The organism is Pseudomonas sp. Ag1 (assembly GCF_000278565.1).
Lineage (GTDB): Bacteria > Pseudomonadota > Gammaproteobacteria > Pseudomonadales > Pseudomonadaceae > Aquipseudomonas.
The window spans coordinates 1-11392 of sequence record NZ_AKVH01000034.1 but is presented as its reverse complement, the minus strand read 5'-3'; the positions used below and the strand labels follow the sequence as shown (position 1 = coordinate 11392).

Sequence of the window (11392 nt, the reverse complement as noted above, 5' to 3'; positions counted from 1 at the left end):
GCCGAGTGGTGGGGCAAGAGCGTTTTGCTTACTTTTGCGCTCTTCAAAAGTGAGCCGCTGTAAGAGCGGAACCAATAGTCGCCGTTACGAAAATAACGGATATACACCCAGCCCAACTCCCCCCCAACACAAATGTCGCATCTGAAATCAGGTCAGACTCTCGTCAATCACCAACACCAGCTTCCCGGAAATCCGATTAGTCGCCAGCTCCGCAAACGCAGCCTCGGCATCCTTGATCGGAAACGTCCTGGCCAGTTGCGGACTCAAGCGCCCCTCGGCAAACAACGGCCAAACATGCTGGCTCAAGTCACTGAACAAGTCAGCCTTGAACTGATCATCCCGACTGCGCAACGTCGACCCCAACACCTGCACACGCTTGGCCAACACCTGCGCCAGATCGATCTGCGCCTCACGCCCCCCCATCAACCCAATCAACACCCAGCGCCCATCACGCGCCACCAGCTTGAGATTCAGCGCCGCGTAATTCCCCCCCACCGGGTCAAGAATCACATCGAACGGTCCAAAATCCCTCAAGCCCTCGATGCCGTCAGTACGTACCACACCCCCCTGAGCCCCCAGCGCTTCACAGTACGCAAGGCGATCCGCCGACCCCACGCTGACCCAGCACGGGCTGCCAAACGCCTTGCACAACTGAATCGCCGCCGAGCCCACCCCACTGGCGCCGGCATGCAACAACACCTTCTCACCGGGCTTGAGGCCCGCCAACTGGAACAGATTCAGCCACGCGGTGCTGTACACCTCGGGCAACCCGGCCGCTTCCACCAGGGATACGCCCTCCGGCACCGGCAATACGTGACGCGCATCCACCGCCACTTCTTCAGCCATCCCGCCGCCAGCCAGCAAGGCGCAAACCCGATCCCCCACTTGCCACGACGAACCGGCGCCGACTTCGCTGATCACCCCGGAACACTCCAGGCCCAGCACCTGGCTGGCACCGGGAGGTGGCGGATAAAGCCCCGAACGCTGTAATAAATCGGCGCGATTCAGGCCCGCAGCCGCCACGCGAATGCGTACTTGGCCTACATCGCATGTAGGACTTGGCTCTTCTTGCCACTCCACATGACCTTCAACGCCTTGCAATGCTTTCACAGTGCCTCCATAGTGAGTCTGGACTGAGCCCGTTGCTGTAGCGTCGGGCTTTTTGCATTATGCGACCGGCCCATATGGAACCGGCGACTTCAAAGACGGCCTAATATGCGTTATCAATTGCCCCCGCGTCGAATCAGCATGAAGCATTTGTTCCCCAGCACCGCCCTCGCTCTTTTTATCGGTATCGGCCTTTTGCCGCTGTCGAGCAATACGTTCGCAGCCAACAGCTGGGACAACCTTCAGCCTGATCGCGATGAGGTGATTGCCAGCCTTAACGTCGTCGAGTTGCTCAAGCGCCACCATTACAGCAAGCCGCCGTTGGACGACGCTCGTTCGGTGATCATTTACGACAGCTACCTCAAGCTGTTGGATCCCTCGCGCAGCTATTTCCTGGCCAGCGACATCACCGAGTTCGACAAGTGGAAGACGCAGTTCGACGACTTCCTCAAGAGCGGTGACCTGCAGCCCGGCTTCACCATCTACAAGCGCTACCTGGACCGCGTCAAAGCGCGTCTGGACTTCGCCATTGGTGAGCTGGACAAAGGTGTCGACAAGTTCGACTTCACCAAGAAAGAGACCTTGCTGGTTGACCGCAAGGACGCTCCTTGGCTGACCACCGAAGCCGAGCTGGACGACCTGTGGCGCAAGCGCGTCAAGGATGAAGTCCTGCGCTTGAAGATCGCCGGCAAAGAGCCGAAGGCCATCCAGGAACTGTTGACCAAGCGCTACAAGAATCAGCTGGCACGTCTGGATCAGACCCGTGCCGAAGATATCTTCCAGGCCTACATCAACACCTTCGCAATGTCCTACGACCCGCACACCAATTATCTGTCGCCAGATAACGCGGAAAATTTCGATATCAACATGAGTCTGTCGCTGGAAGGCATCGGTGCCGTCCTGCAAAGCGATAACGACCAGGTGAAGATCGTGCGTCTGGTGCCGGCAGGTCCGGCCGACAAGACCAAGCAGGTTGCCCCGGCCGACAAGATCATCGGTGTGGCCCAGGCCGACAAAGAGATGGTCGACGTGGTCGGCTGGCGCCTGGATGAAGTGGTCAAGCTGATCCGCGGGCCGAAAGGCAGCGTGGTGCGCCTGGAAGTGATTCCGCACACCAACGCACCGAACGACCAGACCAGCAAGATCGTGTCCATCACCCGTGAAGCGGTGAAACTCGAAGACCAGGCCGTCCAGAAGCAAGTCCTCAACCTCAAGCAGGATGGCAAGGACTACAAGCTCGGCGTGGTGGTGATCCCGGCGTTCTACCTGGACTTCAAAGCGTTCCGCGCCGGTGATCCGGACTACAAGAGCACCACCCGCGACGTTAAGAAAATCCTCACAGAATTGCAGAAGGAAAAAGTCGACGGCGTGGTCATCGACCTGCGCAACAACGGCGGCGGTTCCCTGCAGGAGGCCACCGAGCTGACCAGTCTGTTTATCGACAAGGGTCCGACCGTGCTGGTGCGTAACGCTGACGGCCGTGTCGACGTGCTGGAAGACGAGAACCCGGGTGCCTTCTACAAAGGGCCGATGGCGTTGCTGGTCAACCGCCTCTCGGCATCCGCCTCGGAGATTTTTGCCGGCGCGATGCAGGACTACCACCGTGCGCTGATCATCGGCGGCCAGACCTTCGGCAAAGGCACCGTGCAGACCATCCAGCCGCTGAACCATGGCGAGCTGAAACTGACCCTGGCCAAGTTCTACCGGGTTTCCGGGCAGAGCACCCAGCATCAGGGCGTACTGCCGGACGTCGATTTCCCGTCGATCATCGACACCAAGGAAATCGGCGAGAGCGCCCTGCCCGAGGCGATGCCGTGGGACACCATCCGTCCTGCGATCAAGCCTGCGGTAGACCCGTTCAAACCGTACATCGCAGAGTTGAAAGCTGATCACGAAGCCCGCTCCGCCAAGGATGCCGAGTTCATCTTCATCCGCGACAAACTGGCCCTGGCCAAGAAGTTGATGGAAGAGAAAACCGTCAGCCTGAACGAAGCCGACCGTCGTGCGCAGCACACCGACATCGAGAATCAGCAACTGGTGCTGGAGAACGCCCGCCGCAAGGCGAAAGGCGAAGCTCCACTCAAGGAGCTGAAGAAAGAAGACGAAGACGCGATCGCCGCCGAGCCTGATAAAACCAAGCCGGAAGATGATGCCTACCTGAGCGAGACCGGGCGCATCCTGCTGGACTACTTGAAAATCAGCAAGACGGTGGCCAAGCAGTAAATGATGGCGATTTAATGTGAACGCTCCTCGGAGTGTCATCAAATAGACATCATTCTGTCGTGAAATGAAGGACCTGCCAAAGCAGGTCCTTTTTTTTCGACCCGAGAAAATCATGACCATGACCGAACAGCTGAATGCATTGGGCTCAATCCTGGCTCAAGGCAGTTTGCACAGCCTGTTCCAACCCATCATTTCCCTGTCTGAACGACGCGTCATCGGTTATGAAGCCCTCAGTCGCGGTCCGTCCAACAGCCCGTTGCACTCCCCTGTCGCACTGTTCTCCGTGGCCCGCCATGCCGGGCGTCTCAGTGAGCTGGAGATGGTCTGCCGGGAAAGTGCCTGCCGGCGGTTCAGCGAGCAGAAACTGCCGGGCAAGCTGTTTCTCAACGTCTCACCCGAATCCCTGCTGGAGACCGCCCACCAGCCCGGCCGTACCCTGCAACTGCTCAGCGACTTCGGCATCCCGCCCAGCCAGGTGGTGATCGAACTGACCGAGCAAACCCCGACCGACGATTTTCAACTGCTGCAAACCGCGCTGCACCACTACCGCGCCATGGGCTTTTCGATTGCCCTGGATGACCTGGGTGCCGGTTATTCCAGCCTGCGGCTGTGGTCGGAGCTGCGCCCGGACTACGTGAAGATCGATCGACACTTTATCGACGGCATCCACCAGGACGCCCTCAAGCGCGAGTTTGTCGGCTCCATCCTGCAAATCGCCAAGGCCTCCCGGGCCCAGGTCATCGCCGAAGGCATCGAGTTGCCGGAAGAGTTGGCGGTGCTCACGGAAATGGGCGTTGACCTAGTGCAGGGCTACCTGCTCTGCCGCCCCCAGGAACACCCGCCGCAGGAAGCGCGGTTGATGCTGCCCAAGCCCGACAACGCCAACGTCGCGCTGAACGACGAAGGCAGCGACCTCAGCGCCCTGCTCAACGAACAACCGGCCGTGGGCCAGCACACCGCCACGGCGCAGGTTTTGGAAGCCTTCCGGCGCCAGGCCAACCTCAATTCCCTGGCGGTGCTGGATGAGCGTGGCCACCCGATTGGCATCGTGCACCGGCACTCGCTGTCAGATGCGCTACTCAAGCCGTTCGCCACCGATCTGTTCGCCCGCAAGCCCATCAGCCGCTTGATGAGTGATGACTTTCTCGCGGTGGAACTGAGCCAGTCCTTGCAGCAGGTCAGCCGCCTGCTCACCAGTCGCGCACGCCAGCGGATCGAGGAAGATTTCATCATCACCCTCAACGGCGATTATCTGGGGCTGGGCCGGGTGATCGATGTGCTCAAGCTGATTACCGAGCTGAAAATCCAGCAGGCACGCTATGCCAACCCGCTGACCTTGCTGCCGGGCAACGTCCCCATCCAGCAGTGCCTGACGCGGCTGTTGCAGCAACAACGCGAGTCTGTGATCTGCTACGTCGATATCGACAGTTTCAAGCCATTCAACGATATCTACGGCTATGGCCGGGGCGATGAAGTGCTGCTGTGCCTGGCGCAATGCCTGAACGACCGGGTAGACCCCAGCCGCGACTTCGTCGGGCATATCGGCGGTGATGACTTTTTGCTGGTGCTGGGGCCGCAGGATTGGCGCAAGCGGCTGAACCAACTGCTGGACGACTTCCACACCCAGTGCCGGCGCTTCTATCGCAGCGAGCATCTGGACGCGGGCTGTTTCGTTGCACTGAACCGCCAGGGCGTGCGCCAGGAGTTTGCGCTGCTGTCGCTGTCCATCGGCGTGGTGCATTTGTATCCACAGGCCTGTGGACAACTCGATGCCAGCCAGTTGGCAGAACTGGCCTCGCAAGCCAAGCACCACGCGAAGAACGTGGCGGGCTACAGCATTCATGTGATTGACAGCCTGGAGTTGGGCCAGGCAGAACCGCAGCCGCTCTAGATCAGAGTTGCTCCAGGCGCATCTGCGCCAACGGGTGCCCGGCTCGGGCGGCGATTTTCCACCAGCGTGCCGCTTCCAGCGGATCAGGCGCCTTGCCAAGGCTGCCCGCAAGGCTCAACACCCCAACCTGGTAGGCCGCCTTGCCGTCGCCGGCCAAGGCCGCCAGCCGCAACAGTCGCACGCCTTCTTCACGGGAGCCAAGGCCCTTGCCACGAAACGTCAGGATATGTCCGTAGAAACTCTGTGCTCCTACGTCGCCCAGATTGGCCATGCGCGCGAACTGGCCTTCAAGCCACTGCCAGCCACGCGGCTGTCGCACGAACCAGGACCAATGAAACAACTTGCGCGCCAGCCAGTAACTGGCATACGCCTTGAGCTTCCAGAACACTACGCCTCCGCTGACTCGGGATAATCGTATTCAAATACTCGAACCACTTCGGATGCGTGCCACGACGCCGCGGCCACGCCATCGGACGGCCCGCAGAAGCGCCCGAGACGCTCCACACATTCAAAGAAACCGGTACGTGGCAGGCGACTGGCGCCCTGGCTGATCACCAGGGAACTGCGCAGTGGTTGGTCGGCCTTGGCATCCAGCGCCGCCAGGTGCTCCAGCGCAGCCGTCAGGGTCTGCATGGCCGGCGTGGGAAATTGCAGGCGCTCCAGCAAGGCGCGGTAGGTCAAGAGGTGGCGCTGTCGGCGCGCCTGGTCCAGCTCGTTGAGTAACCCATCCCAATGTTGACGGCTGATGCGTACGCTCACGTTTCGTCCCTCCAACCTGCAACGCCAAGTTCCCAGGCCAGGCTGCGGCGGATGGCTGCGTCCGGCTGGCGCTCACCGCTTTCGATCAGGCCCAGGTAAGACGGGCTGATGCCCACCGTGCGCGCCAGAACCTCGATGGCCAGGCCCTTGGCCTCGCGCAGGCTTCGCAGCTGCTCCAGGGGGCGCAGATCCGGTTCGGCAGTGGCTTGGCTAATGGTCGAAGCGGGAGGCGTTGGCTGTTGCTGACCGGCAGCTTTTAACAGCGCCTGATACTGAGCCCATGGCAGAACCGCATATTCGGGCTCGCCATCCTTTGTAATTATCTGAATATCCATGACTGCCCCGTAGGATCACAACACTTACTTCGTAAGTACTTTCCTTAGGAGTGTAATCCTAACAGCCACAAAGAGCGCAGGGGGATATTCCCAAGGTTCAGTTTTTTTTCAGGTGCTCTTGCGTAAGCAGCTGAGGCGTCGCAGGAAGGCGCTCAACCACCGCAAGCTTCTCGGGGAGCTGACGCTCGCGCCAGGCGCGAAAAGCGCTCAGTTCGCCGTCGAGGGTCTTCATGACCCACGCCAGCACAGCAATGTCGTCGAGCATGCCGAACACCGGGATAAAGTCCGGGATCGCGTCAATCGGGCTCAGGAAGTACATCAACCCTGCCACTACCGAAATCAGCGCCTTGGGGCTGATGGCCCGGTACTCGCCGCGCCAGTAGGCCAGGCACAAGGCTTGGAGCAGCTTGAGGTCGTCCTTGAGCTTGCCCAGCCGGTTGCCCTGGCTCGAGCCTTTGGCGGCGACCGCGAACAGCAACGTCGGCAAGCGCCCACGGCCAAGCAGGCGAGCAGCCATGGGCAGGAAGCGGGTGAAATTAAACGGGGCTTTCATCGTCACTCCAGTTCCAGGCGACAGAAAAGGTTATCCACACAAATTGTGGATAACCTTGTGAACAGAGCCTATTTTCCAGGCTGAAAGCCACGTAATACAAGGCCTACAGTCAGATCGGGCGTTTTTTGCGCACATAAAAAAAACCCAAGAATTCATTGACTTGGAGATAATCTGCGTCTACCCGTACTCGGGTCTTTTATCAGACTGCTCTAGCCCGCATGGGTTCGGTTGAATTTGCCCTGGATTCAGCTGATCGTTCCCACGCTCTGCGTGGGGATGCCGCCTGTGGCGCTCCGCGCTCGCTGTTAGCGCTAGGCTTAAGCTATGCGCAATGGTGACGCAGAGCGTCACGGGATGCATTCCCACGCAGAGCGTGGGAACGATCGCAGAGCGTGGGAACGATCGCACAGGCCAGAAACAACAACGCCCCGTCGAGACGGGGCGTTGTGTGTTCAGGCGCTGATTACTTCTTGGCAGCAGGAGCCGCCGGTGCGTCAGGAGCGTCTGCCTTGGACGGGTCCTTGATGGCCAGCAGTTCCAGGTCGAATACCAGCACGGAGTTGGCTGGAATCGCCGGGCTCGGGCTCTGGGCACCGTAGGCCAGGTCGGACGGGATGTACAACTCGACCTTCTCGCCAACGTGCATCAGTTGCAGGCCTTCGACCCAACCCGGAATCACGCCGCTGACCGGCAGGTCAATCGGGCTGCCGCGATCCACGGAGCTGTCAAAGGTGGTGCCGTTGGTGAGCTTGCCGGTGTAGTGAACAGTCACTACGTCGGTAGGCTTTGGCTGGGCACCGTCGGCTTTCTTCACGATCTTGTATTGCAGACCGGAAGCGGTGGTGACAACGCCGTCTTTCTTGGCGTTTTCTTCGAGGAATTTCTTGCCGGCGGTTGCCGACTCTTCACTCATCTTGGTCATACGTTCTTCAGCACGCTTCTGCAGTGCGGCGAACGCCTCGACCAACTCGTCGTCTTTCAGCTTCTGTTCTTTCTTGCCGACGGCATCTTCGATGCCTTGGGCTACCGCTTTGGAGTCCAGGTCATCCATGCCTTCCTGGGCAAGGCTTTTGCCCATGTTCAGGCCGATACCGTAGGAAGCTTTTTGCGCCGGGGTTTTCAGCTCTACGCTGGTTTGCGAATCACAACCCGCAAGTACCAGGCTAACCAGGGCCACCGCCGCCGCCAACCGATGCTGTTTCATGCTATTTCCTTGTTCGTGTGCCAAAAGGGCATTCGAGTAAAGTCGCGAGCTTATCAGGCGGCCACGACCAATGGCTACCGGCATGTGAGCAGGAAACTTCTGATAAGTTCACGTGTTTAAAAGCATTTTCATTCAATCCAGGGCCCTGCAACGGACGGCAGCAGCGCTGGAACGAGACTCATGGCCACTTGCCGCACTGCTGGCCTGATGGCATAAGAACGCTACAACTCGACAAGGATAGTTATCTTGCGCATTTTTTCCCGTGTTTTGCTGATGATTTTCATACTGCTGGGCCTGGTCCTGGCGGTGGTGCTCTATTACGTGGTCAACCCGAAGCTGCCGGTCTACGTGCCGGTGGAACAGGTGCACTATCAGGATCAATGGAGCGCCGCAGATCGCCAGACCTACTATTTCACGCCCCAGGGCACCCAGGTCAAGGGCCTGCGTTATGCCTGGTTTACCGCACTGGAACTGCCGTTCTCCGAACAGCGTTTCGCCACGCCCGAGTACCTGGCGCGCTTTGGTTTTCTGGTAGACCCCAAGCAGGTGCCCACCGCGCAGAACCCCGGCAACCTGCCGGTGGGTTTCGCCCGGCATAAAAATGCCGGCAGCAATGATGAGTTCCTCGACATCACCTGCGCCGCCTGCCACACCGGCCAGTTGAACTTCAAAGGCCAGGGCCTGCGGATCGACGGTGGCCCGGCGCAGCATGTGCTGCCGTCCAGCGTACCGACCCTGCGCGGCGGCAGCTTCGGCCAGGCACTGGTCGCCAGCCTGGCCTCGACCTACTACAACCCGTGGAAATTCGAGCGCTTTGCCCGCACCGTGCTGGGCCATGACTACAACGACCAGACCGCAGCGCAACTGCGCCAGGATTTCAAGAAGTCCCTGAACAACTTCCTCAAAGTTGCCTGGAACGACACCCACCGTGGCCTCTACCCCACCGAAGAAGGCCCGGGCCGCACCGACGCCTTTGGCCGTATCGCCAACGCCAGCTTTGGCGACGCCATTTCCCCCGACAACTACCGCATCGCCAACGCCCCGGTGGACTACCCGCAACTGTGGGACATCTGGACCTTCGACTGGGTGCAATGGAATGGCTCGGCCCAACAACCCATGGCCCGCAATATCGGCGAAGCCCTGGGCGTCGGCGCCACCCTGGACTTCTTCGACAGCGCCGGCCAGCCGCTCCAGGGCGATGCGCGCTACGCCTCCAGCGTGCGGGTTCGCGACCTGAATACCATCGAAGAAACCCTGCAACGGCTCAAGCCACCCACCTGGCCCGAAGACCTGTTCGGCGCCATCGACAAACCGCTGGCCGCCCAGGGTCGCGCACTGTTCGCGGAAAACTGCGCCGGCTGCCACGTGCCAGCGGTGTCCCAGGTCGATGGCCGCCCGGTGCGCCAGTTGAAAATGCTCCCGGTGGAGGTGATCGGCACCGACCCCGCTACTGCCAACAATATCGCTGACCACCGCTTCGACCTCAGCGCCCTGCAATGGGACCCGGCGGAGTTGGCGAAAATGAACGTCGAACTGCACCCCACGCCCACCGAGCCGCTGGACCTGCGCAGCCTCTCTTCAGCCAAAGGCCTGGCCTACATCACCGCCTTTGTCGAAGACCACGCCTACCGTGCCGCCGGTTTGACACCTGCCGAACGCCCGCGCCTGGACGGCTTCGGCCTGCCGATCGGCGTACGCGAATTGCGTGCCTACAAGGCACGGCCCCTGGCCGGGGTGTGGGCGACACCGCCGTTCCTGCACAACGGCTCGGTGCCGACGATCTACCAATTGCTCTCGCCTCAGGACGAGCGCAGCCCGACCTTCTATAAAGGCACCTTCGAATACGACCCGCGCCACCTGGGCTATCAAACCGCCGCGTTCGCCAACGCGTTCCTGTTCGATACGCGCATCACCGGCAACCACAACAGCGGCCACGAATTCCGTGCCGGGCAGCGTGGCAACGGGGTGATTGGCCGAGGCTTGCTGCCCCAGGAACGCTGGGCGCTGCTGGAATATTTGAAAGTGCTGGGCGGCCCGCTGGAACAGCAACTGCCCTGACCCAACCGACTTCGCAGAAAAGGATTTTTAAATGCTCGCTCGACTTTGGCTGCGCCTCGGCGCGTTTCTCGGCAAGACCCTGTTGTGGCTGGTGGGCCTGGGCCTGCTGGGCTGGTTGCTGTCCACCCTGTGGTTTGCCTGGCAGCACAGCGGCCCGGTATCGCCGGACGAACAGATCCCGCCGGGGGAAGCGGCCATGACCCAGGGCATCATCCAGACCGCCGTGCGCATCGTCGACCAACACCGCGAGGGCACGCGTTACCTGCGGGATGCGCATGCCAAGGCCCATGGCTGCGTGAAGGCCGAGGTCAGCGTACTGGCGGACCTCGACCCGGCACTGCGCCAGGGCGTGTTCGCCGAGCCGGGCAAGACCTGGCAGGCGATGATGCGACTGTCCAACGGCAATGCGTATCCGCAGTTCGACAGCATCCGGGATGCCCGGGGGATGGCGATCAAGTTGCTGGACGTGCCAGGCAAACAGCTGCTGGCGGATCAGCAGGCGCGGGGTGAGCAGGACTTTGTGATGTTCAGCCATCCGAACTTTTTCGTCAGTGATGTGGCGGAGTATGCGCAGAACATTTCGGCTCAGGCCGATGGCAAGAAAGTCATGGCGTTTTTCCCCGGGGTGGATCCGCGCAGTTGGCAGGTGCGGCATTTGTTTATCGCGCTGGCGACGTTGGCGCCGCCGCCGGTGAGTCCTACGCAGACGACGTATTTCTCGGTGTCGCCGTATAAGTTCGGGGCGGCGAATGCGAAGTTTCGGGTGGCGCCGGATCCCCAGGGGTGTCCTGCGTATGTGCTGCCCAAACAGAATCAGGACCTGCCGAACTTTTTGCGCAGTGCGTTGAATCAGCAACTGTCGACGGACCGGGTGGCGGCGTGTTTTGTGTTGCAGATTCAGCGGCAGAATCCGCAGAAGTTCATGCCGATCGAGGACACCAGCATTGAATGGAAAGAGAGTGATGCGCCGTTTGAGACGGTGGCCAAGGTGGTGATTCCGGCGCAGGATTTTGATACGCCGGCGTTGAATCTGGCTTGTGATAATCAGTCGTTTAATCCGTGGTTTGGGGTGGAGGCGCATCGGCCGATTGGGGGGATTAATCGGTTGCGTAAGGCGGTGTATGAGGCGGTCAGTGATTATCGGCATAGCCGGAATTTGTAACGCCGCGGTGTTGGGTACATATCCGTTATTTAGGTAACGGCGACTATTGGTTCCGCTCTTACAGCGGCTCACTTTTGAAAAGCGCAAAAGTAAGCAAAAC

General features: G+C 60.3%; 10 protein-coding genes. 4 read left to right on the top strand and 6 right to left on the bottom strand.

Annotated features, from left to right (window positions below):
* Window positions 1-147 precede the first annotated feature (147 nt).
* Entirely contained in the window at window positions 148-1110 is a 963-nt protein-coding gene (locus A462_RS31565; RefSeq protein ID WP_008430391.1) for a zinc-binding dehydrogenase, read from the bottom strand.
* Between the two features lie 138 nt (window positions 1111-1248).
* On the opposite strand from A462_RS31565, the gene A462_RS31570 reads away from it, so the two are divergent.
* On the top strand, window positions 1249-3330 hold the full coding sequence (locus A462_RS31570) for a carboxy terminal-processing peptidase (protein WP_023659269.1): 2082 nt from the start codon (window positions 1249-1251) through the stop codon (window positions 3328-3330).
* Window positions 3331-3442: 112 nt separating this feature from the next.
* Window positions 3443-5221 carry a bifunctional diguanylate cyclase/phosphodiesterase gene (locus A462_RS31575; protein WP_023659268.1) on the top strand — a complete coding sequence of 593 codons (1779 nt, stop codon included), beginning with the start codon at window positions 3443-3445 and terminating at the stop codon, window positions 5219-5221.
* A gap of 1 nt (window position 5222) precedes the next feature.
* Here the strand turns inward: A462_RS31575 and A462_RS31580 are convergent, their stop codons facing one another.
* The 5 genes from A462_RS31580 to A462_RS31600 all read right to left on the bottom strand — a co-directional run bounded on the left by A462_RS31580 (window position 5223) and on the right by A462_RS31600 (window position 8072).
* A complete protein-coding gene (locus A462_RS31580) occupies window positions 5223-5609 on the bottom strand; it encodes a tetratricopeptide repeat protein (RefSeq protein ID WP_008430386.1) in 387 nt (128 codons plus the stop codon).
* The gene (locus A462_RS31585; protein ID WP_003211116.1) at window positions 5609-5980 is read right to left on the bottom strand and encodes a hypothetical protein; all 372 of its coding nucleotides are present in this window, start codon (window positions 5978-5980) and stop codon (window positions 5609-5611) included. Before A462_RS31585 ends, A462_RS31580 begins: the two co-directional genes overlap by 1 nt.
* A complete protein-coding gene (locus A462_RS31590; RefSeq protein ID WP_003211117.1) occupies window positions 5977-6315 on the bottom strand; it encodes a helix-turn-helix domain-containing protein in 339 nt (112 codons plus the stop codon). Before A462_RS31590 ends, A462_RS31585 begins: the two co-directional genes overlap by 4 nt.
* A gap of 97 nt (window positions 6316-6412) precedes the next feature.
* Window positions 6413-6868, bottom strand: coding sequence for a YkvA family protein (locus A462_RS31595; protein ID WP_003211120.1), 456 nt, complete (start codon window positions 6866-6868; stop codon window positions 6413-6415).
* Window positions 6869-7331: 463 nt separating this feature from the next.
* The gene (locus A462_RS31600; RefSeq protein WP_008430383.1) at window positions 7332-8072 is read right to left on the bottom strand and encodes an FKBP-type peptidyl-prolyl cis-trans isomerase; all 741 of its coding nucleotides are present in this window, start codon (window positions 8070-8072) and stop codon (window positions 7332-7334) included.
* Between the two features lie 246 nt (window positions 8073-8318).
* On the opposite strand from A462_RS31600, the gene A462_RS31605 reads away from it, so the two are divergent.
* Window positions 8319-10130, top strand: a complete 1812-nt coding sequence (locus A462_RS31605) for a di-heme-cytochrome C peroxidase (protein WP_008430381.1) — start codon at window positions 8319-8321, stop codon at window positions 10128-10130.
* Between the two features lie 31 nt (window positions 10131-10161).
* On the top strand, window positions 10162-11292 hold the full coding sequence (locus tag A462_RS31610) for a catalase family protein (RefSeq protein ID WP_003211127.1): 1131 nt from the start codon (window positions 10162-10164) through the stop codon (window positions 11290-11292).
* Window positions 11293-11392: the final 100 nt, after the last annotated feature.